General features: G+C 63.9%; 22 protein-coding genes and 1 pseudogene. 20 read left to right on the forward strand and 3 right to left on the reverse strand.

From position 1 onward, the window contains the following. Positions 1-130: 130 nt before the first annotated feature. From PAF18_RS17160 to PAF18_RS17195, 8 genes are all read left to right on the forward strand, one after another. Entirely contained in the window at positions 131-1,201 is a 1,071-nt protein-coding gene (locus PAF18_RS17160; protein ID WP_271118360.1) for a replication initiator protein A, read from the forward strand. A 135-nt stretch (positions 1,202-1,336) separates the two neighbouring features. Beyond that, complete coding sequence (locus PAF18_RS17165) at positions 1,337-1,993, forward strand: ParA family protein (RefSeq protein WP_271118361.1); 657 nt, start codon at positions 1,337-1,339, stop codon at positions 1,991-1,993. After that, a complete protein-coding gene (locus PAF18_RS17170; protein ID WP_271118362.1) occupies positions 1,993-2,232 on the forward strand; it encodes a hypothetical protein in 240 nt (79 codons plus the stop codon). Before PAF18_RS17165 ends, PAF18_RS17170 begins: the two co-directional genes overlap by 1 nt. Positions 2,233-2,322: 90 nt before the next feature. Continuing rightward, positions 2,323-3,426, forward strand: coding sequence for a DNA adenine methylase (locus PAF18_RS17175; protein ID WP_271118363.1), 1,104 nt, complete (start codon positions 2,323-2,325; stop codon positions 3,424-3,426). Continuing rightward, the gene (locus tag PAF18_RS17180; protein WP_271118364.1) at positions 3,426-4,271 is read left to right on the forward strand and encodes a DpnII family type II restriction endonuclease; all 846 of its coding nucleotides are present in this window, start codon (positions 3,426-3,428) and stop codon (positions 4,269-4,271) included. The genes PAF18_RS17175 and PAF18_RS17180 overlap by 1 nt, the downstream gene beginning before the upstream one ends. Before the next feature lie 184 nt (positions 4,272-4,455). Then, entirely contained in the window at positions 4,456-6,240 is a 1,785-nt protein-coding gene (locus PAF18_RS17185) for a DEAD/DEAH box helicase (protein ID WP_271118365.1), read from the forward strand. A gap of 410 nt (positions 6,241-6,650) precedes the next feature. Next, positions 6,651-7,256, forward strand: a complete 606-nt coding sequence (locus tag PAF18_RS17190) for a tyrosine-type recombinase/integrase (RefSeq protein WP_271118366.1) — start codon at positions 6,651-6,653, stop codon at positions 7,254-7,256. Between the two features lie 73 nt (positions 7,257-7,329). Then, a complete protein-coding gene (locus PAF18_RS17195) occupies positions 7,330-8,028 on the forward strand; it encodes an aldo/keto reductase (RefSeq protein WP_271118367.1) in 699 nt (232 codons plus the stop codon). A gap of 45 nt (positions 8,029-8,073) precedes the next feature. On the opposite strand, the gene PAF18_RS17200 is transcribed toward PAF18_RS17195, so the two are convergent. Both PAF18_RS17200 and pdxR read right to left on the reverse strand, forming a co-directional pair. Beyond that, complete coding sequence (locus tag PAF18_RS17200) at positions 8,074-9,081, reverse strand: NAD(P)H-dependent flavin oxidoreductase (RefSeq protein ID WP_271118368.1); 1,008 nt, start codon at positions 9,079-9,081, stop codon at positions 8,074-8,076. 261 nt (positions 9,082-9,342) lie between these two features. Further along, entirely contained in the window at positions 9,343-10,839 is a 1,497-nt protein-coding gene (gene pdxR, locus PAF18_RS17205) for a MocR-like pyridoxine biosynthesis transcription factor PdxR (protein WP_271118369.1), read from the reverse strand. A 121-nt stretch (positions 10,840-10,960) separates the two neighbouring features. On the opposite strand from pdxR, the gene PAF18_RS17210 reads away from it, so the two are divergent. The 9 genes and pseudogenes from PAF18_RS17210 to PAF18_RS17250 all read left to right on the forward strand — a co-directional run. Further along, on the forward strand, positions 10,961-11,956 hold the full coding sequence (locus PAF18_RS17210) for a TRAP transporter substrate-binding protein (RefSeq protein WP_271118371.1): 996 nt from the start codon (positions 10,961-10,963) through the stop codon (positions 11,954-11,956). A 95-nt stretch (positions 11,957-12,051) separates the two neighbouring features. Then, positions 12,052-12,609, forward strand: a complete 558-nt coding sequence (locus PAF18_RS17215; protein WP_271118370.1) for a TRAP transporter small permease — start codon at positions 12,052-12,054, stop codon at positions 12,607-12,609. Next, positions 12,609-13,949: a TRAP transporter large permease gene (locus PAF18_RS17220; RefSeq protein WP_271118350.1), complete on the forward strand. Its 1,341-nt coding sequence runs from the start codon at positions 12,609-12,611 to the stop codon at positions 13,947-13,949. Before PAF18_RS17215 ends, PAF18_RS17220 begins: the two co-directional genes overlap by 1 nt. Before the next feature lie 18 nt (positions 13,950-13,967). Further along, positions 13,968-14,375, forward strand: coding sequence for a nuclear transport factor 2 family protein (locus tag PAF18_RS17225; RefSeq protein WP_271118351.1), 408 nt, complete (start codon positions 13,968-13,970; stop codon positions 14,373-14,375). A gap of 13 nt (positions 14,376-14,388) precedes the next feature. Then, a complete protein-coding gene (locus PAF18_RS17230) occupies positions 14,389-15,780 on the forward strand; it encodes an NAD(P)/FAD-dependent oxidoreductase (protein ID WP_271118352.1) in 1,392 nt (463 codons plus the stop codon). 12 nt (positions 15,781-15,792) lie between these two features. Then, a complete protein-coding gene (xsc, locus tag PAF18_RS17235; RefSeq protein ID WP_271118353.1) occupies positions 15,793-17,574 on the forward strand; it encodes a sulfoacetaldehyde acetyltransferase in 1,782 nt (593 codons plus the stop codon). Between the two features lie 55 nt (positions 17,575-17,629). Then, positions 17,630-18,658, forward strand: a complete 1,029-nt coding sequence (locus PAF18_RS17240; RefSeq protein ID WP_271118354.1) for a YeiH family protein — start codon at positions 17,630-17,632, stop codon at positions 18,656-18,658. Positions 18,659-18,816: 158 nt separating this feature from the next. Continuing rightward, a complete protein-coding gene (gene pta / locus PAF18_RS17245; RefSeq protein WP_271118355.1) occupies positions 18,817-19,779 on the forward strand; it encodes a phosphate acetyltransferase in 963 nt (320 codons plus the stop codon). A 162-nt stretch (positions 19,780-19,941) separates the two neighbouring features. Then, positions 19,942-20,076: pseudogene (locus tag PAF18_RS17250) on the forward strand (DDE-type integrase/transposase/recombinase); the annotation flags it as partial. Positions 20,077-20,187: 111 nt separating this feature from the next. Here PAF18_RS17250 and mobQ read toward each other — a convergent pair. Beyond that, a complete protein-coding gene (gene mobQ / locus PAF18_RS17255; protein ID WP_271118356.1) occupies positions 20,188-21,348 on the reverse strand; it encodes a MobQ family relaxase in 1,161 nt (386 codons plus the stop codon). 646 nt (positions 21,349-21,994) lie between these two features. On the opposite strand from mobQ, the gene PAF18_RS17260 reads away from it, so the two are divergent. From PAF18_RS17260 to PAF18_RS17270, 3 genes are read left to right on the forward strand one after another with little or no spacing between them, the layout of a single operon-like run. After that, on the forward strand, positions 21,995-22,333 hold the full coding sequence (locus PAF18_RS17260) for a mobilization protein (protein WP_271118357.1): 339 nt from the start codon (positions 21,995-21,997) through the stop codon (positions 22,331-22,333). Further along, positions 22,330-24,102: a type IV secretory system conjugative DNA transfer family protein gene (locus tag PAF18_RS17265; RefSeq protein ID WP_271118358.1), complete on the forward strand. Its 1,773-nt coding sequence runs from the start codon at positions 22,330-22,332 to the stop codon at positions 24,100-24,102. The genes PAF18_RS17260 and PAF18_RS17265 overlap by 4 nt, the downstream gene beginning before the upstream one ends. 17 nt (positions 24,103-24,119) lie before the next feature. Continuing rightward, positions 24,120-24,611 (forward strand): putative RqcH family protein, encoded by a 492-nt coding sequence (locus tag PAF18_RS17270; protein ID WP_271118359.1) that lies wholly within the window; start codon positions 24,120-24,122, stop codon positions 24,609-24,611. Positions 24,612-24,739 lie beyond the last annotated feature (128 nt).

The raw sequence follows: 24,739 nt of genomic DNA on the forward strand, positions 1-24,739 counted from the left end.
CCGGTAACTGAAACCCCGAATCTCGGTAACTAAAACCCCGAATCTTGGCGCTTAAAACCCCGAATCTTTTTGTGGGTAACTAAAACCCCGAATCTTGACAAACGGATACTGAAACCCCGAAAGTCATGGCATGGACACTGAAACCCCGAATCTCGATGCCTCCGACGAGGGGACAAAGCTCCCTGCTCCACTCCTGCCTGAGCGGCATCCGCAGCATGACCTGTTCATCTGCGACGTGGCTGACGCGATCCTCAAGGACATGATGGCGCACATGGAGCACCCCTTTTACTCGCTGTCGAAGAAGCCCGAGACGAACGTACGGCGCTATGAGCATAACGGAAACTGGATCGAAATAACACCCAGCGTCAAAGGCTTAGCGACGATCTACGACAAGGATATCCTCATCTACTGCATTTCGCAGATCATGGCGAAGCTCAAGAAGAACGAGGAAGTATCGCCACGGGTGCGGATCAACTCGCGGGATCTCTTGGTCTTCACGAACCGTGGGACTGCGGGAAAAGACTACACAGCCCTGGTCGAAGCCATCGACCGCCTTGCAGGCACGCGCATTAGCACGAACATCAAGACTTCCGACGAAGAGCAGTACGACACCTTCGGCCTGATCGACACGGCTTCGATCCGTCGCAAGCACGGCCTCGACGGGCGGCTGCTCTGGTGTGAGGTGAAGCTCTCGGATTGGGTGTTCAACGCGATCCGCTCTCAAGAAGTCTTGACGCTCCACAAGGACTATTTTCGGCTGCGGAAACCTATTGAGCGGCGGGTGTACGAGATCGCCCGCAAGCATTGCGGCTATCAGGATGAGTGGCGAATCGGCCTCCCTACCCTTCTCAAGAAGACGGGCTCGCAGAGTCCTATGAAGCGGTTTCGTCAGATGATCCGTGATCTGGCCGATTACGACCACCTGCCAGACTACAGCGTTACCTTCGATGCTGAGACCGATATGGTGACGTTCCGCAATCGTGGCTCCATGCTTGCCAGCTCCGGCGCGGAAGCATGGGAAGGCCACCTCGATGGGGATGCACACATTGAAGCCAAGTCGGCTGCTCCTGGCTGGGACACACACATGCTGGAGCGGGAATGGCGGTCATGGCTGGGCGAGAACGAGATCGAGCCTAAGCACCCTGCCCGTCACTTCGTGAAGTTCTGCAAGAGCTGGTACGAGAAGAGGGGGCGTCCATGATTTCATGGTTACGCGTTTTCATGCTATCATGATTTCATGTTTACCTCGCGTCATGGCGTCATGATACCAAGCCATTGAGAAAGCATGTTTTCATGGTACCATGTAAAAAACAAAACCAAATCGAGTAGGTAAATCATGAGCTACATCATCGGAATGGTCTCGCAGAAAGGCGGGGCAGGGAAGTCGACTCTGGCACGTCTCTTCGCGCGCGAACTCGCCAAGGACGGCTTCGCGGTCAAGATCGCAGACCTAGACACCCAACAAACAACATGCACCGAGTGGGCGGCTGATCGCGCCGAGGCGAAGATCGAGCCAGAAATCCAAGTACAGCCTTTCGGTAACATCAAGACGGCTTTGGCCGAAGCGCCTCGCTTCGACGCCTACATCCTCGACGGCCGTCCGCACTCCTCCCAGCAAACGCTGGACATCGCCAAAGCAGCTGATCTGGTCGTTATCCCGACAGGACAGACGAAAGACGATCTGCGGCCTGCCGTGAAACTCGCACACGGCCTTGCGGATGCAGGGATCAGCCCTGGCAAGATCGCGTTCGCCCTGGTGAAGACGACGAACAGCGATGCTGAGCTGAATGCTGCGCGGACATACCTTGAGCAGACCGACTACACGACGCTTGACGGGTTTGTGCCTGTCTCGACCGCGTATGGCATCGCGCACGATGCTGGAAAGGTCATCACGGAGACGCCGCACCGAACGCTAAACGAGAAGGCCGAACGGCTGGCACAGTCGATAATCGACCGCTTGGCCGCACTGACGGCGGCGAAGGAGGTTGCGTAATGGCCAACACATCACTCTTGAAGAAGGGCGCTCCGCCGCCGCGTGAGAAAGCGCCAAGCGTCATCGAGGCCGATCCGCGCCCTACTGAGGGTAAGAAGAAGCCGCTCCAGGTCATGGTACCGCCGGAGGTCTTCGACGCATTCAGTGCAAGGGCAGGGGAGGAGTTCGGCTTCTCTAAGGGCGCGAAGTCTCAATTCTTCATGGCAATGTGGAAAGCCTACAGCTCCACGAAACGCTGATATCATGATTTCATGATATCCTCGAATTTCTGTACTGGCAGGGAGCCAGATCGTAAGATACTGTATATAATTACAAAATAACTATGAAGAATGACCATGGGGCAGCAGACACTTCGCATCATCAAGCCAGAGGCCACGGCCGCAATTGACAGCCGGGCGCGTCCCTTGGCGCTTCAGAAGGTCGAGCGCTTTCCTGAATTGCGTTACATGGGATCCAAGCGCCGCCTACTTCCGTGGATCCACGAAGTTCTGGAAACACTCGACTTCGAAACGGCTCTGGATCCGTTTAGCGGCAGTAATGCAGTCGGATATCTCATCAAGGCGATGGACCGCCGCGTGATAACCAGTGACTTTCTTAATATGTCTGCGACCATCGGCAAGGCGCTCATTAAAAACAACAGCGTCCAGCTCGATGGCCCCGCCATGAAGTGCTTGTTGGCCGCTCCAGCCAACACGCATAACTTCATAGAAAAGACCTTTTCGGGCGTATTCTATACACCGGAAGATTTGCGATTCTTGGACAGGATATCTGGGAATCTTCGCCAGCTCGACAACCCGTATCAGCAAGATCTGGCGATGGCTGCGCTTATGCGTGCCTGCGTCAAACGCCAACCGCGTGGCGTGTTCACGATCTCCGGCGACCTATCCAAGTACGATGACGGTCGCCGAGATTTGCGCTTATCCATCGAAGAGCATTTTTTCGAACAGGTGGAGGTTTTCAACGAAGCCGTTTTCTCAAACAATCGGCGCAATCATGCTTCCCGCAATGACGTCTTCAAGACTGAAACACGAGGTGTTGACCTAGTTTATCTTGACCCTCCCTATGTGCCGCGCGCAGATGATAATTGCTACATTAAGCGCTATCATTTTCTGGAAGGATTATCTTGCTACTGGCAGGGCTTAGACATCGACTACTCCACAAAAGTACGAAAAATTCCGAAACGCTTTACACCGTTTAGCTATCGAAAACAGGCAGTCGAAGCATTCGAGCGCCTTTTCCAGAAATTCAGGCATCAGAAGATAGTTCTGTCCTATAGCTCGAACGGATTTCCGGACCTCGAACAGCTGACCGATATCATGAAGAACACAAAGCCGGATGTGCGGGTCTTTCGGCGCAACCACACATATCACTTCGGCACACATAGTAAGGTGAAGCGGGCTTTTGTCGAAGAATATTTAATCGTGGGGCAATAATGCGAGTTGTTCATCAAAGCTTCGACCAGATCATCGACAGTCTTTCACCGCTTGAAGCAGACTGGATGGACAACACGGCAGAAGCGATCATGGAGCGGCTCCAGGCCGTTCCGATGAAAGCCAGTTTTGAACGTGCCGATATCGCCTCTCTGATCGATGCGAAGGACGGCACGTCCTTCCAAGTATCCAAGTTCTGTGTGGGTCTTTTTCTCGGGTTTTCTAAGGATAAGTTGGAAGTCGAACTTACTGATCGACTTGGACCAGGAGGCACTGGAATCAAACGCTATCAAGGCGACCAGGAAGCCTATCTGAGTGTGCTGATTGAGTTAGGCCTGTTGGACGCGATGACCGTAACCGTGAATACTGTGCCGGTCTGGAGCGATATTTTGAAGGAACGCCTGCGGTCAGGACGTGGTAGCGCCATCCAGGGTCAGCAGAGGGGTAGGGGCCTCGAAGACTTTGCCGAAGATATTATCAAAGAAGTTTTCGGATCGGCCTATGAACCTCGCTGCACATTTCAGGGCGCCGCCGGTCCTGCAAAATGCGATTTCGCCATCCCCAAAAAAGACCAACCTTTCATTCTGATCGAGTCGAAAGGCTATGGCGCGACCGGCTCCAAGATGAGCGACATCATTGGCGATCTTGATGCCATCATTGCCGCAAAGCGGCACGACGCTAGCCTTCTGTTTATCACCGATGGACTAACCTGGAAGGCACGGGCTAACGATCTGCGCAAGATAATCCAGCGGCAGAACGATGGTCGCATCACTCGGATCTATACGAAGCAAATGCATGATGCGTTCAAGGCCGATCTTATGACCCTAAAGGGCGAATATGGAATCTAAGAATAGCGGAAGCGGAGTAACCGCGAATTGGAATGGTCCCCGTTTGATAAATAAGGCACATTTTTCATGATTTCTCACACCCGCCCTGCAGGGGCGAAAGCACAGGTTTCCTTTCTCAATGCCTTTCAGAGCTGCACATCTCGCGGTCTTTCTGGCGCAATAACTGAAGGACTGAGGATACATCATGGCATTTGACCATAACGCCGTTATCGCCAGCAACGACGCACTGCGGGTTCCGCAGCGGGAAGGCTGGGAGCACATCAGGGAGTATTTTCAACAGCCGGATGCGCCCGGCGAAGTTGGAATCGTCCTACCGGTCGGCTGCGGCAAGTCTGGTCTGATCGCGATCACACCCTATGCCATCCACGCGCGGCGCGTCCTTGTCATTGCACCCGGAACGCGTATCCGGGGTCAACTCGGGGAAGACCTGCGAGCCAACAGCCCGACGAATTTCTATGAGCGGTGCGGTGTCCTTGGCGCCGATGACAATTTCCCGGAAACCGTTGTCGTGGCAAGCGGCCGCGTCAATATGGACGACATACGGCACTGCGAGGTTGCGGTCGCGAACATCCAGCAGATTGCCGGCGAGGAGAACCGCTGGCTGGACGAGTTGGAGCCCGATTTCTTTGACCTGATCTTGGTCGATGAGGCACACCACAACACAGCGGCCAGCTGGCAGCAGGTAAAGCGGCGTTTCCCAGCCGCCCGCATCGTCAATTTCAGCGCCACTCCCATGCGCGCTGACGGGGCGCTGATGGAAGGTGAAATCATCTACAGCTTTCCCGTGCTCCGCGCCATCGAAGTGGGGTATGTTAAGCGCCTGCGCGCCAAGATGCTGAGACCCACCGAGCTCCGCTACATCGACCGCAGCAGCGGCGGCGAGCGGATCATCGGGGCGGACGAAGTTCGCGCACTCGGCGAGTCGAACGCCGAGTTCCGGCGCGGAATTGTCATGTCCGAAGAAACGCTCGGATCCATCGTGGACCAATCCATCGCCGAGCTGCGCCGGTTGCGCGAGGAAACCGGCGAGCAAAGGCTAAAGATCATCGCTTCAGCACTCAATTACGATCACTGCATTCAGATCTCCGAAGCGTTCCGCGCCCGCGGTCTCCGGGCCGATTACGTACACTCGCGGGAAGCGCAGGCTAATGAGCGGGTTTTTCAGCAGCTTGAAAATCACGAGCTGGACGTAATCGTGCAGGCCCGCATGCTGGGGGAGGGCTTCGATCACAAGTACCTCGCCGTCGCGATGGTCGGCAGCGTCTTCGCCAATCTCAGCCCGTTCGTGCAGTTTGTGGGAAGGATCATGCGCGTGATCGAGCAGAACGCGCCGGGCCACCCGCTGAACCAGGGTGTGGTCGTCTTTCATGTCGGTGCCAATGTCGCACGGCGCTGGAACGACTTCCGGGCGTTCAGTGAGGCAGATCAGGGCTTTTTCGCCGACCTGCTTCCCGAAGCGGAAGAGGTCGAATTCAGCGGCGATGCCGCGGAGCGCGAATTCGGCAGGAGAGGGGGGCTCGATCCGGTAGAGGTCTTGGAGGAGCGCGGCGTTCGCGCCGCCGACTTGGACCCTATAGGCGACCCTCACGCAGCGGAGCTTCTCGCACAGCTCGCCGAAATGGGCGTCACGCCCGATCAGGCTGCTCAGGAGATCCGGCGGCTCCGAATGACCCGGCAGGATCGGCGCGAAGCGCGCCGGGCTGCCCTTAATGAGCGGGTCCAGAACGAGAGCGGCGGCATTCTAGGACGCCTCGGGATAAGCACCGGCGGCAGAAACCTTGATCCACGGCGGAGGGAACGAAATTTCGCTTGGACGGTCGCGCAGCTTCACAGCCGCATCAATGAGCGTGTCGGGGGGCAGTCGGCCGACCGGCAGAATTTCACGCTCGATCAGCTCAACGCCGCGCATGAAGCGCTTCCGACCGTTGTGCGCCGACTAGAAGAAGAACTTCGCAATGCCACGGCCTAGATCGCTGATCGTCAGCATGGAAATCACAACAGCCGGTCGCGCCCATAATTGCCGGCAAAGCAGGCAGCACCGGATCGAGAAAGGTATGAAGCGTCTCACGATCAAGTCAGACGGCGACGCTCACCACTACTGCCTTGCCTGTGCCCGTACGTTTTTCGTCAAGGATCTAGAACGGATGCAGGTGATCCTTAGCGAGATTGACGCTGAGCTTCAGGTCCCAGGGTAGCGTCCAATAGCCAATTTGGTTTTATGTAAACTCGTTGGGGCCTGTCCTCGATGACATACAGCGCAGGACGCTTAACACTATTACCCATAGTGTTAAGCCCGCGATCCGCCCGAGCCGCGCCAAAGCCGGGCAGGGGGCGTCTTTCCGCTTCCCGGCTTAACACTTCGCCCGTAAACTGTTTTCCATGAGCGAGATGCGCCTCCACGACCCGGCCGGACACCGGCTCTACCTGAACGCCGAGGAACGCGCCGCCTTCCTGGCCGCGGCCCGGCGCCAGCCAGCCCGCAACCGGACCCTCTGCGAGACGCTGCACTTCACCGGCTGCCGGCCCTCCGAGCTGGTTGAGATCACTCCGGCCCGGGTGGATCTCTCCGGCGGGACGATTGCGATCCGATCCCTGAAGAAGCGGCAGAACGCGGCGGGAAAGGTGAAACTCGTTTACCGGTCCGTCCCGGTGCCGCCGGATTACCTGGACACGCTCAACACCGCGCACGGCATCCGCGAGGCCCAGAGATCCCGAAAACAGGCCCAGGTCCCGATCTGGCCGCTGAGCCGGGTGCGGGTCTGGCAGATCGTCAAGAAGATCATGATCGAGGCCGGCATCCCCGACGCCCCGCAGCGCAGTCCCAAGGGTCTGCGGCACGGGTTCGGGATCAACGCGGCCGTCAACGGCATCCCGCTGCACATGCTGCAGAAATGGCTGGGGCACGCCCAGCTCAGCACCACCGCGATCTATGCCGATGCCACCGGCAAGGAAGAACAGGACATCGCGGCCAGGATGTGGGCGTAGGAGACACGCGCGTGACCAGAATCGACCCGGACGCCAACCTGCTTGGCAGCACCGGGCTTGAGCATAGACACAGTTGCTCAATGGCCACCCGGGATCACACCGTGAAGCCTGCGAGGCTTCGCTTAGGCGTCTCGGCGTCGAGCGGATCGACCTCTATTATGTCCATCGCGCCGAAGCCGGACGGCCGATTGAGGACACCATCGAGGTGCTGGCCGATCTGGTGCGGGCGGGCAAGGTCGCCCGGATCGGTCTCAGCGAAGTTTCGGCCGAGACCCTGCGCCGCGCCCACGCGGTCCATCCGGTGGCCGCCGTGCAGAGCGAATATTCGCTGACCACCCGCGACATGGAGGCCGACATGCTGCCGACCTGCCGGGAACTGGGCGTCGCTTTCGTCGCCTACAGCCCGCTGGGACGCGGCTTGCTGTCGGGCAGGATGAAAAGCAGCGACCTTGCCCAGAACGACTTCCGCCGCAACGCGCCTCGCTTTGCCGGGGACGCGCTGGAGACGAACCTCGCGCATCTCGATACCTTGCGCGACATCGCGGATCAGCGTGAGGCGACGCCATCGCAGGTCGCGCTCGCCTGGGTTTTGGCCAAGGGTGTGTTCGCCATCCCCGGCACCAAGCGGCTGAGCTATCTCGAACAGAATATCGCCGCCGCGAGTCTGCGCCTGTCGGCAGACGACATCGCCAAACTCGACCACGCTTATGCACCGGGAAGATTCGCCGGCGACCGCTACCCCACCGAGGGCATGAAGGGCGTCAACGCCTGAGCGCAGTTGCGGACGGCGCCGATCAGGCCGAGGCGATCGGGCCAATCAACGCCCCGGATCCGGACCCAGCAGGCTCCTTGCGTCCCGAGCCATCAGTCTCAGGCGTTCGGCGGCTGGCATGACCGTCTCCAGAGCCCCGATCCCCTGCCCCGCGAAAAGCGCCATCGCTTCCAGATCGCCACTTGTCGTCCGCAATGGCGAGTCCGTGCTGTAGCGCAGGCGCGGCGTCGCATCGTCCCAAGCAATCGTCTCGCGCGGCAGGTCGTTCGGGTCATGGCCCAGCAACTTGCCGTCAAGCCCTTGCGTCACCGAGTTTTCCAGAACCCGCACCGCCGCGCCCTTCGGCCAGTTCAGGACGAACACGTCGGTCAGCACGGTGTCCTCGCCCGTGGCCTCGACCAGCCGCTGCTTGTGATAAGGATGGGCGAAGGATTCCTCTGTCGCAAGAAAGGCCGAGCCGCACTGAATTCCGGCAAGTCCCTCCCGCAGGGCTCGGGCAAGATCTTCACCCGTCGACATGCCGCCCGCCACGGCCACCGGAATTCCGGCCGCTTCCCGTAAGGAGCGCGCAAGATCGAATACAGGCGTCCGCCCGTGAACATGTCCGCCGGCCTCGACGCCTTGCGCGATCAGCAAGTCGGCGCCGGCGGCCTCGGCCTTCCGGGCAGCTTCCACCGTGCCTACCTGATGCAGCACCAGACAACCCGCGTCTTTCGCGCGCCTGACGGCCTCTGGAACGACATCCCAGAAGAACGAGAAGGCCGGAACCTCGAGTTCCAGACAGCGGTCGATCTGCGCCGTCAGAAGGGCCGCGTCGGTGGCGGCGGGGATCAGGTTGACGGCGAAGTCGCGATCGGTCGCGGCGCGCAGGGCGGTGACCTCTTGCGCGATCAGGTCCGGATCCTCGCGCACCATGCCCAGTGTCGGATAGCCACCTGCCGACGCGACGGCGGCGGCAAGTTCCCAGCGGGCCACGCCGCCCATCCCGGCAAGAAGGACAGGGACCTCGCAGCCAAGCAGGTCGCAGAGCGGCGTTCTCAGAATGTCCGTCATGACGAGGATTTCCCTTTGCCAGCCGCGAGGTTCAGGTCCTCCCGCAGAACCACGGCATTGTTGTGATTACGGTCACGTGACCTTCGCTGTTCCAGGGACATTGCGCGACATGCGCGACGGCGACGATCTGTCGGGTCCGGCAGCTTGGCGCGCTCCCTGCCATGTTCCTGTTCCATTCATCCAGCGAGATACCCCGGTTCACCGAGGGACCGGTATCTGTCCCGTGCGGCATTTCGAATAATAAGTATCCTGAATACCAATTCAGATCAACGGCGCCGAGGATGCCTTGCCTGTAAGCGTCGCGCGCTCGATGAGGGCGATTCCGGCGGCGATGTCCTTCTCTGAGATCGAACCATAGCCGAGGCGGAAATAGGGACAGGGATCGGGCGGGGTTTCGAAAAATACCGCGCCGGGTTCGATCAGCAGGCTTTGTTGGCGCAGGCGCTCGGCCAGTTCTGCACTGTCGGTATTGCCGGGAAGGCGGACCCAGATGCTGGAGCCGCCCGAAGACGGTGCGCCCGCGATCTGCAACGAAGTCTGCGAAAGCGCCCGTTCAAGGGTCGCGCGCCGTGCCTTCAGCGTCTGCCGCAGGCGCACGATATGCGCGTCGTAATGCCCCAGCGCAAGGAAATAGGCGGTGATGCGCTGCAGATGGCTGGGCGGGTGGCGCAGCATGATCGAACGCAGCGCGCGGGCCTGGGCGATCAGCTCCGCCGGCCCGACCATGTATCCGATCCGCAACCCCGGAAACAGCGACTTGGAAAAACTGCCGATATAGACGACGCGGCCGTCCTGATCCAACGACTTCAGCGCCGGCGCGGGCGGCGCGAGATAGGACATCTCGAAGTCGTAATCGTCTTCGATGATCAGGAAGTCCTGCGCCGCGGCACGGGCGATAAGATCGCGCCGACGGTCCAGCGGCATGGTGCTGCCGGTCGGGATGTGATGGCTCGGGGTGACGATCACGAGGCTGGTCTTTTCGGGCAGATCGGCGGGATTCAGCCCGCCGTGATCGACCAGCAGGAACGTGGTCGGGCTTTGTGCGCGGCGCAGCGTTTCCGCGAAATCGGGATAGCCGGGTTCCTCGGTCACGGCCAGCCGGTCGGCGCGGGCCAGAAGCTCGGTCGCCAGGAACAGCGCGTTCTGCGCCCCCAGCGTGACCAGCACTTCCTCTGGCCGGGCATGTATGCCGCGGCGCGGCAGGGTGTTCGAACAGATGTAGTCGATCAACAGCGGATCGTCGGCGCCATAGCGGTCGGCGGCCAGATCGGCGAAATCGCGCGTTCCCAGCGCGCGCCGCGCGCAGTCGCGCCATGCGTTGTGGTCGAACAGCGTCGGATCCGCCTGCCCGTAGATGAAGGGATAGCGGAAATCCCGCCAGTTCGCGGGTTTGCGGATCACCCGGCGCGGCATCTGGTGATCGGACAGCCATACCCCCCAGTCGGGCGGCCGGCCGACCCCAAGGCGAACGCCCGAGGTCCGCAGCCGCCTGTGCGGCACTGTCGCCGCCACCGCGATACCAGATCTAGGCAGCGTCTCCAGATAACCCTGGCTGACCAGTTCCTGATAGACCAGCGTCACCGTCATCCGCGATATCCCCAGCGCCGCCGCCAGACTGCGGCTTGAAGGCAGCCGTGTGCCTGCCCGGGCCCGGCTTTCCAGAACTGCCCGCACGATGGCCGCCGCCAGCCGCCCCTGCAGCGTCGGCGCCTCATCCTCGCGCAGAAAGATGATTTCGGTGGGAATCCGGGCTGACATCTGGACCTATCAACTGTTCAAACTGGACATATCATTCCGCCGCGTCACCTGCAACATTTGGTCGCATCACCACGCATCGCGATCAACGCGACGATAACAGGGAGACGACCAATTGACCTATATGACACGCCTGCTGACCGGCACCGTGGCCGCCCTTGCGCTGGCCCTTCCGGCCGCCGCCACCGAATACCGCGTGGCCGTGGGCGACGGCGCCGGCGGCACGCAAGAGGCGCTTGGCAAGGCCTTCGTCGCCGCGCTGGAAGAACAGTCGGGTGGCGACATGACCGCCAAGCTGTTCCTGAACGGCCAGCTGGGCGACGAGCAGGACACCGTCACCGCCGCCGCCACCGGGACGCTGGATTTCTCGATCCTCGCGATCAACAACATCACCCCCTTCTCGCCTTCGGTCGGCACGCTGACCCTGCCCTATGTCATCCTGTCGCAGGACGACGCAGAGGCGGTGACCCAGGGCGAAGTCGGCAAGCAGATGGTGGAACAGACCATCGAGGATGCCGGCGTGCGCATCATCGGCTGGGGCTATTCGGGCTTCCGGGTGCTGACCAACTCGAAGAAACCCGTCTCGACCGTGGCCGACCTGCAGGGGCTGGTGGTCCGCGTCCCGAAGAACGAAATCATGATCGAGACCTACAAAAGCTGGGGCATCAACCCGACCCCGATGGCTTGGGGCGAAACCTTCGCCGCGCTTCAGCAGAAGGTCGTTGACGGTCAGGACAACCCCTACATGACCGTCTATGCGATGAAGTTCGACGAGGTTCAGAAATACATCACGAACCTGCGCTACATCTTCTCGATCGAGCCGCTGATCGTCAGTGAGGCGCTGTTCGAGGGGCTGTCGGAAGAGCAGCAGCAGCAGGTGCTGGCGGCCGGTGAAGCCGCGACCCAGGCCTCGGCCGAGTTCCTGCGCGCCGAGGAAGCCAAGATCCGCGACGAACTGGTCAGCCGTGGCATGGAGATCAGCGAACCGGCCGATGGCGAGAAAGAGTTCATCGACCTGGCCACCGCGGCTGTCTGGCCGAAATTCTATGACCAGATCGGCGGCAAGGAGGTGCTGGACAACGTCCTGACCTCGCTGGGTCGCGAACCCGCCGCCGAGTGAGGCGGCAGGCCGCGCGGACCCCTCCCTGCCGCGCGGCCTTTTTTTCCCAGCCTTTTCGCCCGTTCCCGCCACGCCTCGCAACCCGGAGGCCCGTCATGCCTGCGCTCTGGTCGTTTCTCGACAAGTTCGAAAGCCATGTCTGCCGCATCCTGCTGGCCATCTTCGTGACGCTGCTGTTCGCGCAGATCGTCGCCCGCCAGATCTTCGGATTCTCGATCACCTGGATCGAGGAACTTTCGGTCATCCTGTTCGTCTGGTTCGCCTATTTCGGCGCCTCCTATGCCGCCCGCATCGCCGCCCATAACCGCGTGGGCTTTCACCTGAACGCGCTGCCGCGCAGCAAGGCCCGGATCGTCGAGGCGCTTGGCGATGCGTTCTGGATCGCCTTCAACGTCGTCTTCATCTGGCAGTCGATCGAATTCATCAGCCGGCTGAAGCCGTTCGTGAAAGCGCAGACCCTGGGATGGGAGATGCGCTACGTCTATCTGGCCCTGCCCATCGCCTTCATCCTGATGACGCTGCGCATCCTGCAGGTGAACTACCTCAAGCTGGTCCGTGGCATCGACCCGGCCGATCCCGACAAGGTCAGCGTCGAAGCGGCGCTGGAACTGGCCGAGGACGAACAGCGCAACTTCGAGAAGAGGAACCGCTGATGGACAGTTACCTGATTGAAATCCTGTTCGGCGCCTTCTTCGCGCTGCTGATCCTTGGTGCGCCGATCACCGTGGCGCTTGGCGTCTCGTCGCTGGCCGCGATGCTGTATCTGGGCGACAACCCGATCAAGATGGTGCAGATGGCGTGGTCCTCGGTGGGGTCCTTCCCGCTGATGGCGCTGCCGGCCTTCATCCTCGCCGGCGCCCTGATGGAGGCCGCGGGCCTTTCCCGCCGCCTGATCAACGTGGCCGAAAGCCTTGCCGGACCGTTCACCGGCGGCCTTTCCGCCGCGACCATCATGGCCTGCCTGTTCTTCGGCGCGATCTCGGGGTCCGGGCCCGCCACCACCGCCGCCGTCGGCATGCTGATGATCCCGGCAATGGTGCGTCAGGGCTATGGCCCCGGCTATGCCGCATCCGTCACCGCCGCCGCCGGGGGGCTGGGCATCATCATCCCGCCCTCGATCCCGATGGTCATCTACGGCATCTCGGCCATGGGCCTGCAACCCCCCGCCGAGGCGGTCGAGGCGCATGGCATGTTCCAGTCGGTCTCGATCTCGAAGCTGTTCATCGCGGGCTTCCTGCCCGGTGTGGTGATGGCGGGCGGCCTGCTGACCATGAACTATATCCGTTGCCGGATGCGCGGCTTCCATGGCTCGGCCGAACCCCTGTCTCTGCGCAAGGTGATGTGCGCCTGCTATCAGGGCTTCTGGGCGCTTCTGGCTCCGGTCGTGATCCTGGGCGGTATCTATTCCGGCTTCTTCACGCCGACCGAGGCCGCCATCGTCGCGATCTTCTACACGCTGTTCGTCGGCGGCGCGATCTATCGCGAACTGGATCTGCGCGAGGTCATCAAGTCGCTGGACACCACCACCTGGCTTGCCGGCCGCGTTCTGCTGGTGCTGTTCACCGCCACGATCTTCGGCCGCATCCTGGTCGAGAACAACGTCCCCGGCGTGATCGCGGGCGGGATCCTGTCGCTAACCGACAATATCTACCTGATCTGGGCCATGGTCATCGGTCTGCTGCTGGTCATCGGCATGTTCATGGAAACGCTGGCCGCGATCATGATCCTGGTGCCGGTCATGCTGCCCGTCGCCTACATGATGGGGATCGACCCGATCCATTTCGGCATCGTCATGATCTGCACGCTGTCGGTGGGCTTCCAGACCCCGCCTCTGGGCGAGAACCTGTTCATCGCCTCGGGCATCTCGGGGATCTCGATCGAACGCATCAGCCTGCGCGCCATTCCCTTCGCGCTGGCCTCGGTCACCGCAATCTTCATCATCGCCTGCTTCCCGGCCATCGCCCTCTGGCTGCCCCGGATGCTGGGCTACTAACCGCAAGGAGTTTTCCCAATGACCGCCACCGATACCCGCGCGCTGACCGCCGACGACCTGAAGGCCACCTTCGACGCCTTCAACCGCCATGACATCGACGCCGTGATGACCCATTTCGCTGATGACTGCGTGTTCTTCACGGTCGCGGGCGACAACGAATACGGCAACAAGATCGAGGGCAAGCCCGCCATCGCCAAGGCCTTCGAAGGCGTCTGGACCGCGATGCCCGACGTGCAATGGGCCGATCACAGCCACTTCCTGTCCGAGGACGGCACCCGCGGCGTCAGCCAATGGACCTTCCGCGCCACCAATCCCGACGGCACCCGGACCGAGGTGCAGGGCGTGGACCTGTTCCGCATCCGCGACGGCCGGATCGTCGAGAAACAGGCGATCCGCAAACAGCGTCCGCCGGTTCCGGCGAAGTGATGCGGGTGCAGCCATGGAAGTAATCGAAAAACGTGCAGGCTCGGTGCCCTTCGATCCGTTCTACGATCCGATGACGGCACGCGGACTTGGTCCGCACAGCGACTACGCCCCGACCTACTGGATCGGCACCGCCGGCGCCGCGCCGGAAGATGACGGCCCGGTCACGGCCGACATGGATGTCGATGTCGCTGTCATCGGCTCGGGCTATACCGGGCTTTCGACCGCCATCCACCTGGCCAAGATGCACGGCATCAAGGCCACCGTGCTGGAAGCGAACGGCGTCGCCTATGGCTGCTCGACCCGCAATGGCGGGCAGGCGCAGATCAGTTCCGGGCGACTGAAGCGCAGCCAGTGGATCGAACGCTGGGGCCTCGACGTGGCCAAGGGCATGCATGCCGAGGTGGTCGAAGGCTTCGATCTGTTCCGCGGACTGATCCGCGACCATGCCATCGACTGCCAGCCTCAGGATGGCGGCCACTATTATATCGCGCACAAGGCCAGCGCGATGCCGGCGCTGGAGAGCGAGACCCGGCTGCTGAACGAAACGTTCGACTATAGCGCGAAGATACTGAGCCGGGACGAGCTGCACGAAACCGTCGTTCGCGACCACGAGGCCCATGGCGCCATGTGGGAACCCGACGGGGTCGGCGTCCACGCCGCGAAGCTGGCCTTCGGCTATCTGCGGGTGGCGCGGGAACTGGGCGCGAAGGTCCATACCGACAGCCCCGTGCAAAGCTGGGTGCTGAAGGACGGCGTCCATCACCTGCGCACGCCGGGCGGCACCGTCCGCGCGCGCCGGGTAGCGGTGGCGACGGCGGCCTATGCGCCGCGCGGCCTGCATCCGCGGCTGAAGGACCGGCTGATGCCGATCATGTCGAACAGCGTGGTGACGCGGGTGCTGACGCCCTCGGAACTGGAGGCCGTGGGCATCCAGAAACTGTCGCCGCTGACCGACACCCGCACCCTGCGGCACTACTACCGCCTGCTGCCGGACAACCGGCTTCAGATCGGCTCACGCGCCGCGATCACCGGCCGCGACGCCGCGAACCCCGCGCATCTTGCCGCGCTGCGCGAGGGCATGGCCCGCAAGTTCCCCGCCCTGCGGGGGATCGATCTGGATTACAGCTGGTGGGGCTGGGTGGATGTCAGCCATGACATGATGCCCCGCATCACCGGTCTGCCCGACCTGCCCGGCGCCTTCTACGCGCTTGGCTATGGCGGCAACGGCGTCATGTATTCCGCGATGGCCGGCCGCCGGATGGCGCAGCTGGTCGCGGGCGAAGCGGTGCCGGACCTGCCGATCTTCAACACCGAATTGCCCCATGAGGGCTGGAAGACGCCATTCCGGCGGCTCGGCCAGTGGGGTCTCTACCATCTCTACCATTACCGCGACGAGCGCAAATAAGGAGCGACGCCGATGAAGATGACGACTGAGGAAGCCTTTGTTAAGGTTTTGCAGATGCACGGGATCGAGCATGCCTTTGGGATCATTGGTTCTGCGATGATGCCTGTGAGCGATTTGTTCCCGAAGGCCGGGATCACGTTCTGGGACTGCGCGCATGAGACCAATGCCGGTCTGATGGCGGACGGGTTCACGCGCTCGACCGGCAAGATGTCGATGGCGATCGCGCAGAACGGTCCGGGCGTGACCGGCTTCGTGACGCCGATCAAGACCGCCTACTGGAACCACACGCCGCTGCTGCTGGTCACCCCGCAGGCCGCCAACAAGACCATCGGTCAGGGCGGTTTCCAGGAGATGGAGCAGATGCGGCTGTTCGCCGACAGCGTCTGCTATCAGGAAGAGGTCCGCGACGCCTCGCGCATCCCCGAGGTGCTGAACCGGGTGATCATGCAGGCCTGGCGCAACTCGGCGCCCGCGCAGATGAACATCCCGCGCGATTTCTGGACCCAGGTGATCGACGTCGATCTGCCGCAGGTGGTCGCGTTCGAGCGTCCGGCGGGCGGCGAGCAGGCGGTGTCCGAGGCCGCGAGGCTGCTGAGCGAGGCCAAGTTCCCGGTCATCCTGTCGGGTGCGGGCGTGGTCCTGTCGGGCGCGATCCCGGATCTGGCCGCGCTGGCCGAGCGTCTGGACGCGCCGGTCTGCTCGAACTACCAGCACAATGACAGCTTCCCCGGCTCGCACCCGCTGGCCATGGGCCCTCTGGGCTATAACGGCAGCAAGGCCGGGATGGAGGTTATCGCCAAGGCCGATGTCGTGCTGGCACTGGGCACCCGCCTGAACCCGTTCTCGACCCTGCCGGGTTACGGCATCGACTACTGGCCGAAGGACGCCAAGATCATCCAGGTCGACATCAACGCCGACCGGATCGGCCTGACCAAGAAGGTCACCGTGGGCATCCAGGGCGACGCCGCCAAGGTGGCGCGCGGGATCCTGGCGCAGCTGTCCGACACCGCCGGCGATGCCGGCCGGGCGGATCGCAAGGCGCTGGTCGCGCAGACCAAGTCGCGTTGGGCGCAGGAACTGTCCAGCCTCGACCACGAGGACGACGATCCCGGCACCGAATGGAACTCGGGCGCGCGCGAGCGTGACGCCGATCTGATGTCGCCGCGTCAGGCCTGGCGCGCGATCATGCAGGCGGTGCCGGCCGAGGCGATCGTGTCCTCGGATATCGGCAACAACTGCGCGATCGGCAACGCCTATCCCAGCTTCGAGGCGGGCCGGAAATACCTGGCGCCGGGCCTGTTCGGTCCCTGCGGCTATGGCTTCCCGGCGATCCTGGGCGCCAAGATCGGCAACCCCGACACGCCGGTGATCGGCTTCGCGGGCGACGGCGCCTTCGGGATCTCGATGAACGAGATGACCGCCTGCGGCCGCGACGACTGGCCGGCGATCACCATGGTGATCTTCCGCAACTACCAGTGGGGCGCGGAAAAGCGCAACACCACGCTGTGGTACGACAACAACTTCGTCGGCACCGAACTGGACCGCGGCACCTCGTATGCCGGCATCGCCCAGGCCTGCGGCGTGAACGGTGTGCAGGTCCGCAGCACCGAGGAACTGACCCATGCGCTGCACGAGGCGGTGGACCGCCAGATGAAGGACGGCCAGACCACCTTCATCGAGGTTCTGCTGAACCAGGAGCTGGGCGAGCCCTTCCGCCGCGATGCGATGAAGAAGCCGGTGGTCGTCGCCGGTGTCGACGCCGCCGACATGCGCCCCCAGAAAGGCGCGGCCTGATCGCATCTCCGGCCCGGCGGCATGACCCGCCGGGCCATTCCGAAGGAGTTTTCCGATGTCCATGACCGGCCTTGCCGGGCGGCTGCCCGCGCCCGACGATCTGCGCTCGATGTTTCCGGGCTTCGCCGTCTCGGTTCTGGTGGCCGCCACCGCGCAGTTCCTGTCGGAACATTACGGCGCGCCCGCGATGCTGCTGGCGCTGCTTCTGGGGCTGGCGCTGAACTTTCTGGCCGAGGACGGCACCCGCACCGCGCCGGGCATCGCCTTTACCGCCCGCACCGTGCTGCGGCTCGGCGTGGCGCTGTTGGGCGCGCGGATCAGCGTGGACATGCTGGCCCAGCTTGGCGGGCCGGCCATCGCGCTGGTGATCGCCGGCGTGGTGCTGACCATCGGCTTCGCGCTGCTGGCCAGCCGCTTTGTCGGCCGCAGCTGGCGCTTCGCGCTGCTGACCGGCGGATCGGTGGCGATCTGCGGCGCCTCGGCCGCCATGGCGATCGCCGCGGTGCTGCCGAAACACGAGAAAAGCGAACGCGATCTGGTCTTCACCGTGCTGTGCGTGACGGTGCTGTCGACCGTCGCGATGGTCGTCTATCCGATGCTGTCGAACCTGTTCCTGTTCGACGCCCGCGATTCCGGCGTCTTCCTGGGCGGCACCATCCACGATGTCGCGCAGGTGGTCGGCGCGGGCTTCTCGATCGGCCCCGAGACCGGCGAGACCGCGACGCTGGTCAAGCTGATCCGGGTGTCGATGCTGGCGCCGGTGGTGCTGTGCTTCTCGCTGGTCATTCGCCAGATGGGGCTGGCGGATCTGTCCGAGGGCAGGCGCCCGCCGCTGCTGCCGGGCTTCGTGCTGGGCTTTCTGGTGCTGGCGGCGCTGAACTCGATCGGGCTGATCCCGCAGATGGTGGCGGACTGGGCCGGCGCGCTCAGCCGGTGGGCGCTGCTGATCGCCATCGCCGCGGTCGGCATCAAGACCTCGCTGGCCCGGATGCTCGAGGTCGGCGCGGGCGCCATCGTGCTGATGGTCGCCGAGACCGTGTTCCTCGGCGTGTTCATCGTCACCGGCCTGCATCTGCTCGGCTGAACCGATGCCGCGCCCGCCCGCGTCATCTTCCGTGCGCACATATCCCGGGGGGCGTCCCGCACGGGACGGGGGGCAGCGCCCCCCAACCGCCCCCCAAAACCGTCTCGGCCATCCGCGCAACGCCCGCTGCCGTTGCCTGCCCCCGAAAGGTCCCGCCCATGAAACCGCTTGACCGCATCCATCAGGCCGCGCGCGCCAATCCGCGCCACATCATCCTGCCCGAGGGCGACGATCCGCGCGTCGCCGAGGCGGCCGCGATGCTGACCGAACGCGGGCTGGCGCGGGTGACGCTGATGAACGGCCCCGACCTGCCCGGCGTGACCGCGCTGACGCCGGCCGACGCGCCCGACCTGGTCGAGCTTTCGGCCCATTGGCACCAGATGCGCGCGGCGAAGGGCATGACCGCCGAACGCGCGCTCGAGGAGATGCGCGACCCGATCCGGCAGGCGGCGATGCGGGTCCGGCTGGGACAGGCCGACGGCACCGTCGGCGGCGCGGTCGCGACCACCGCCGACACCGTCCGCGCGGCGCTGCAGATCATCGGCAAGGCCCCGGATGCGGGCATCGTGTCCAGCTTCTTCCTGATGCTGTCCTGCGGCCCCCAGGCGCCGATCAAGGGCGGCATGATCTTCTCCGATTGCGGGCTGGTCATCGACCCCGACGCGGCCGAACTGGCCGCCATCGCCCGCTCGGCCGCGCAGTCCTGCCGGCAGGTGCTGGCCGAGACGCCGCGGGTCGCGCTGCTGTCCTTCTCGACCGCCGGATCGGCCAGCCATCCCAGCCTGGACAAGATCCACGAGGCGCTGGAAATGATCCGCGCCGCCGAGCCCGATCTGGAAGTCGACGGCGAGATCCAGTTCGACGCCGCCCTCGACGACGCGATCCGCGCCAAGAAGGCCCCCGGCAGCCGCCTGACCGGCCGCCCCAACGTGTTCATCTTCCCCGACCTCGCCTCCGGCAATATCGGCTACAAGATCGCCCAACGCCTCGGCGGCCTGACCGCCATCGGCCCGATCCTGCAAGGCCTCGCAAAACCCGCCAACGACCTCTCCAGAGGATGCACCGCCGAAGACGTCCTGAACGCCGCCCTCGTCACCGCAATCCAGGCAGAAATCAGGTGAAACGGCTGCGCGGCGAGGCAGTCAGGCGAGCCTGCCGACTTCAAAAGAAGTGGATGATTTCTTGTCTGGGCTAATAGTGAGCTGCCAATGAACTTTGAGAACGGCGGTGCGAAATGGATCCGGGCGATTTCGGATGAGGCGAAGGTTCCGGAACGGGATGCCGATCTGCTGCAGCAAGATTTCTCGGCAAGCGCCCCGAACCAGAAGTGGGCGGGCGACATCACCTATGTCTGGATACGCGAGGGCTGGGTCTATCTGGCGGTCATCATCGACCTGTTATCAAGGCGCGTTGTGGGCTCGGCCATCAGATACACAAAGTTTAGGACACTCCCCCACTACCTGTTCAGCGCGTCCTTCAACTTCTGTCGCGGACGGCTTGGAATATTTAAGACGTTCGAACTGGCTTTCCTACAGCTCGAACCCCTCATCGCGCTCCAGCCCAATGCTTCTGGTCCGCTCTTTGTCGCGCTCTTCCCCCATATCCGGCCGTTCACGTGCATGCCGCTCTTTCCCGAGCAGATCAGCCAGCCGCTCGTTGATCCTCTGCCCTGAGCGCGCCTGGCGGGTTTCCCCATCCTTCCCGAGGATCGTGGCTAGCCTGTCGCGCAGATCATCCGCACTGTCGCCCTCCCCCAACTCCCTGCCGACCCCGTCTTTCCCGACGGCGGCTCGAAGCGCGGCCAGGCCCGCCGCCACGCGCCCCTCACCCTGTTCACGGGCAATCCCGTAAGCATCGCGCGCAATCTCCACCCGCTCGCGCATTTCGGCGAAGAGCGCCCGTGCCTGGCGGGCCGCATGCACCTTCGCCCCGCGTTCCGTGACCGGCGCATACGCCCGGCCTTCGGCCTCGGCCGCGCGCATCTCGCGCCGCTCGATGGCGTTCGCCGCCGGCCCCAGCTTCACCTCTGGCGCGCGATCCAGTTCCTCGGCCGACAGCGCATCGCCCTGCTCCAGCGCCACCGCCCGCTGCGCCTCCAGCGACCGATGATCGACCCGCTCTGACACGCCAGCCCGCTCCAGCGCCCGGTTCTGCATCGCGCCCCAGAGCGCGCGCATCTCCTCGATCTCCGCGCCGCCGGTCTGCGCGGCATCGAGGATGCGGGTCTTGGCGCCCAGCCCCCCGGCGCCAAGCGCCCGCGTGGTGGTCAGCACATGGGCATGGTGGTTGCGCTGGTCGCCCTCGCGATGCGGCGCATGGATCGCCACATCGGCCGCCACGCCGTAGCGATCGACCAGGGCCTGCGCGAAGTCGCGGGCGATCGCCGAGCGGTCGGCATCGGATATCTCGACCGGCAGGGCCAGCTCCCATTCGCGGGCGGTGACGGAATTGCGGCGGGTCTCGCGTGCCTCGGCGGCATTCCACAGCGCGGCCCGGTCCTGCGCCCAGACCGGCGAATCCTCCGGCACGACGATGAAGGTCTCTGCCACGCCGCCCTTGGCGGAATAGTCATGCACGCGCCCATCCCGGTGGCAGACAATGACAGAGCCGGAGCGATAGGCCGCGGCCGCTGTCGCCGAGCGGCCGGCCGACCGCTTCACGGTCTTTACCGAGAGATGGTAGCTGGCCATGCCGCGCCCTCCTCCGGTGACGACCGTCGGCGTTCCCCTGCCGTCCATCTGCCCGCCAAAATGCGCGGCAGAGGATGATCGGGGACGCCGATCTTTTCCGTTCCCTGCCGCCCCCCGGAAGGCTGTGCAGGGAGCGGAAAAGATAGCCCGGCCGAGACGGTCAGCAGGACCGTCGAGTGCCAGGCTCTCCTGTACCGCGCCCCCGCCTGCCCTGCCCCATAACTGGCGGCAGGCCGGCGCATGGCACAGGCGGCGCGCAGCTTGCGTGCCTGGCGCGGATCGGGGCCACCATGGCCCCACGAGATCCGTGGCATCCGGCGCGCCGACTCTGACGCCAGACCGCCCGCAAAGGGCCAGTCGAGGCGGAAGAGGCCCTGCGCGCCGGCGGGCGATCCAACAGCCCATGTTGGTTCCGGAGGGTCTGGGAGGGCGAAGGCGCCTCCCATTCCGGCGCGCCTCGCGTCGGACGGAGTTCGCCATCGGCTGAGGCCCTGCCTCAAGGAGATCGCACGCAAATCTCGGAACCGCAGGTGGAGAGTTTGCATAAGTGCGCCCTTGTCCTTTACAGGCCTACGGGTAAGCGCTACCGGTTGTGCTGGCAAGCACCGTTTCAACTTAGCTCATTTTATCACGGAGATCATTGCCCATGGCGGAGACCGAGCTCGAACGCGCCGAGAAGCGTTATGCCCAGGCCAAGGCAAGGTTGCAGGCGCTGAAGAACCGGGAAGCCGCAAAACAGCGCAAGCTCGATACCCGCCGGAAGGTGATCCTCGGCGGGGCGCTGATCGATCTCGCGGGGCGCGACGATGCCGCCGCCCGGATGCTCGACCGGCTGATCCGCAACCTGCCCCGCGACCAGGACCGGAAAGCCTTCGAGGGATGGAGCCCGGAACGCGATGCGGCAGGAGCGAATGAGGGGGATGTTGGGAGACCGGGCTCCCCTGCCCCGGCTGTCGGGGATGCGGACACGGGTGCGGGCGGATGATTTGGGTCGGTCGGCTGTTCAGGTTTCTCGCCGGGATGGCCGCGATGGCGATCGCGGTGCCCTGGCTGCTCTTCCAGCTGGCGGTCCTGCTGCTCCTCGCCTCGGGCGCGGCGATCGTCACCTTCATGCTGGTCCGGGGGCTGATCCTCGGGGAAGCGGTGGTGACCGATCCGACCTCCGTGGTGGGTCGGCTGGGATTCCTCGTCGTGCAGCTGGCCTTCTGGGCGCTGGCGGTGCGTTTCTGGGCCTATCTCCACGGCTTCGATCACCTCTTCGCCCGGCGCGGCAACAGCCACGGCTCCGCCCGCTTCAGCTCGAAGGCGGAACGCGCGGCCTTCCGGCAGGGTGACGGGCTGCTGATCGGCCGCGATCCGGAGACCGGCCGGCTGTTGCGCTATGACGGTCCCGCCCATCTGCTGACCCTGGCACCGACCCGTGCAGGGAAAGGGGTGGGCACCATCATTCCCAACCTGCTGACCGCGAACCGCCCGGTGCTGGTGATCGACCCAAAGGGCGAGAATGCCCGCATCGCGGCAAAGGCGCGCGAACGCTTCGGCCCGGTCCATGTCCTCGATCCCTTCGGCGTCACCGGCCTGCCATCCGCCGCCTGCAACCCGATGGCGGGGCTCGATCCCGGTGATCCGGATCTCGGCGACGAGGCCGCGACCTTGGCCGAGGCGCTGGTCATGGACCCGCCCGGACAGGTCCATGACGCACATTGGAACGAGGAGGCCAAATCGCTTCTCGCCGGGCTGATCCTGTTCTGTGCCTGCCACGAGCCCCCGGAGCGCCGGACGCTGGCCTCCGTGCGGGACTACCTGTCGCTGCCGCCCGGCAAATGGGCGGCGCTGCTGGAGCTGATGCAGGAGAGCGACGCGGCCGGCGGGCTGATCGCCCGCGCCGCCAACCGCTTTGCCGGCAAGGCCGAGCGCGAGGCCGCCTCGGTCATGTCGAACGCGCAGCGCCATACCCGCTTCCTCGACAGCCCGCGCATCGTCGCGGCCCTGTCCCGCTCGGACGTGGATTTTGCCGATCTGCGCCGGGGCGTGACCTCGATCTTTCTCGTCCTGCCGCCGAACCGGCTGGATGCCTACAGCCGCTGGCTGCGGCTGATGCTGTCCCAGGCCCTCCAGGACATCGCCCGGGCCGCGGAACGCCCCGGAGAGGCCCACAGCGCCGCTGACACGCCCGCAGGCGCCCTGAACGGCTCCGAGAGCGCCACAGAGGCGCTGGAGGTCCCCGAGGCGGCTCAGGAGGCCGGAGATCCGCCGGAACGGCGCAGGGACGCCGCGCGGGCGGTCCCGGCCCCTGCCCTCTTCCTGCTGGACGAGTTCGCCGCGCTTGGCCGGCTGGAGGCGGTGGAGCGCGGCATGGGGCTGATGGCGGGGTATGGCATCCAGCTCTGGCCCATTCTTCAGGACCTGAGCCAGCTCCGGGATCTCTACGGCGCCCGCGCCGGCACCTTCCTCGCCAATGCGGCCGTGCAGCAGGTCTTCGGGGTCAACGATCTCGACACCGCGAAATGGCTGAGCGAGAGCATCGGCAAGGAAACCGCCTATGGGCAGTCGGAAAGCCACCAGCCGGGCGAACCGGCCTCGCTGACCACGGCACCCCTCGCCCGCGACCTGCTGACGCCCGACGAGATCATGCAGATGCCGGCCCATCTCCAGCTGCTCCGCGTGCAGGGCCAGCCCGTGATGTTGGCCGAAAAGCTGCGCTACTACGCTGATTCCGAGTTTGAAAATCTCTTCACGCCGCAACCCGCCTGACAGGAGGCCCCGCACCGATGCCCGATCGATATCCCGTCTCCCCTGCCCTTTCCGACGCCGCCCTGCGCGAAACCCTCGATCTCCTGGGTCAGGTCGTGGCCAGTATGTCGGCGCGCATCGACACTCAGGGCGAGAAGATCGACGAACAGGAACGGCTCATCGTGATGATGATGGAGGCGCTGGCCGACACACGGGACGCCGCCCGCCGCGCCGCGAAGCAGACGGATGCGAAAACCTATGCCGGGCAGATGGTCGAGGCGCTGGACGCCAATCTCGACCCGCTGTTCCGGAAGCTCGAAACCGCCATCGAGGCGATCAACCGAGAGCACCGGGAGACCACCGATCGGCTCAGGCAGCTGGAACAGGCGGAAAACGCCGGGCTCGACAGGCTGCGCCAGGAGCTGGCGGATGCCAGCGCGTGGCGGCGAAAGGTGCCCGTCATCTGGGCCGGCGCCGCCGGTCTGGTCGTCGTGCTGACGCTCGGCCTGAGCCTGTTCTTCTCAGCATGATAACGGGGCCGGAAGTGCTGCTGGTGCAAGTTATCCACAGGCTCGGTGTGTTAATACGTGTTAGAATCCGTGTTACGTGAGGAATTATGGGACCTTAATTATTTCAAATCAGACATTTACGGAAGCTC

The organism is Paracoccus sediminicola (genome assembly GCF_027912835.1).
In the GTDB taxonomy this organism is placed as follows: Bacteria; Pseudomonadota; Alphaproteobacteria; order Rhodobacterales; family Rhodobacteraceae; genus Paracoccus; species Paracoccus sediminicola.

Excerpts from the sequence above, each read along its gene's own strand:
- PAF18_RS17160 (WP_271118360.1), top strand. The coding sequence starts at position 131 with ATGGACACTGAAACCCCGAATCTCGATGCCTCCGACGAGGGGACAAAG.
- PAF18_RS17165 (WP_271118361.1), top strand. The coding sequence starts at position 1,337 with ATGAGCTACATCATCGGAATGGTCTCGCAGAAAGGCGGGGCAGGGAAG.
- PAF18_RS17170 (WP_271118362.1), top strand. The coding sequence starts at position 1,993 with ATGGCCAACACATCACTCTTGAAGAAGGGCGCTCCGCCGCCGCGTGAG.
- PAF18_RS17175 (WP_271118363.1), top strand. The coding sequence starts at position 2,323 with ATGACCATGGGGCAGCAGACACTTCGCATCATCAAGCCAGAGGCCACG.
- PAF18_RS17180 (WP_271118364.1), top strand. The coding sequence starts at position 3,426 with ATGCGAGTTGTTCATCAAAGCTTCGACCAGATCATCGACAGTCTTTCA.
- PAF18_RS17185 (WP_271118365.1), top strand. The coding sequence starts at position 4,456 with ATGGCATTTGACCATAACGCCGTTATCGCCAGCAACGACGCACTGCGG.
- PAF18_RS17190 (WP_271118366.1), top strand. The coding sequence starts at position 6,651 with ATGAGCGAGATGCGCCTCCACGACCCGGCCGGACACCGGCTCTACCTG.
- PAF18_RS17200 (WP_271118368.1), bottom strand. The coding sequence starts at position 9,081 with ATGACGGACATTCTGAGAACGCCGCTCTGCGACCTGCTTGGCTGCGAG.
- pdxR (WP_271118369.1), bottom strand. The coding sequence starts at position 10,839 with ATGTCAGCCCGGATTCCCACCGAAATCATCTTTCTGCGCGAGGATGAG.
- PAF18_RS17210 (WP_271118371.1), top strand. The coding sequence starts at position 10,961 with ATGACACGCCTGCTGACCGGCACCGTGGCCGCCCTTGCGCTGGCCCTT.
- PAF18_RS17215 (WP_271118370.1), top strand. The coding sequence starts at position 12,052 with ATGCCTGCGCTCTGGTCGTTTCTCGACAAGTTCGAAAGCCATGTCTGC.
- PAF18_RS17220 (WP_271118350.1), top strand. The coding sequence starts at position 12,609 with ATGGACAGTTACCTGATTGAAATCCTGTTCGGCGCCTTCTTCGCGCTG.
- PAF18_RS17225 (WP_271118351.1), top strand. The coding sequence starts at position 13,968 with ATGACCGCCACCGATACCCGCGCGCTGACCGCCGACGACCTGAAGGCC.
- PAF18_RS17230 (WP_271118352.1), top strand. The coding sequence starts at position 14,389 with ATGGAAGTAATCGAAAAACGTGCAGGCTCGGTGCCCTTCGATCCGTTC.
- xsc (WP_271118353.1), top strand. The coding sequence starts at position 15,793 with ATGAAGATGACGACTGAGGAAGCCTTTGTTAAGGTTTTGCAGATGCAC.
- PAF18_RS17240 (WP_271118354.1), top strand. The coding sequence starts at position 17,630 with ATGTCCATGACCGGCCTTGCCGGGCGGCTGCCCGCGCCCGACGATCTG.
- pta (WP_271118355.1), top strand. The coding sequence starts at position 18,817 with ATGAAACCGCTTGACCGCATCCATCAGGCCGCGCGCGCCAATCCGCGC.
- mobQ (WP_271118356.1), bottom strand. The coding sequence starts at position 21,348 with ATGGCCAGCTACCATCTCTCGGTAAAGACCGTGAAGCGGTCGGCCGGC.
- PAF18_RS17260 (WP_271118357.1), top strand. The coding sequence starts at position 21,995 with ATGGCGGAGACCGAGCTCGAACGCGCCGAGAAGCGTTATGCCCAGGCC.
- PAF18_RS17265 (WP_271118358.1), top strand. The coding sequence starts at position 22,330 with ATGATTTGGGTCGGTCGGCTGTTCAGGTTTCTCGCCGGGATGGCCGCG.
- PAF18_RS17270 (WP_271118359.1), top strand. The coding sequence starts at position 24,120 with ATGCCCGATCGATATCCCGTCTCCCCTGCCCTTTCCGACGCCGCCCTG.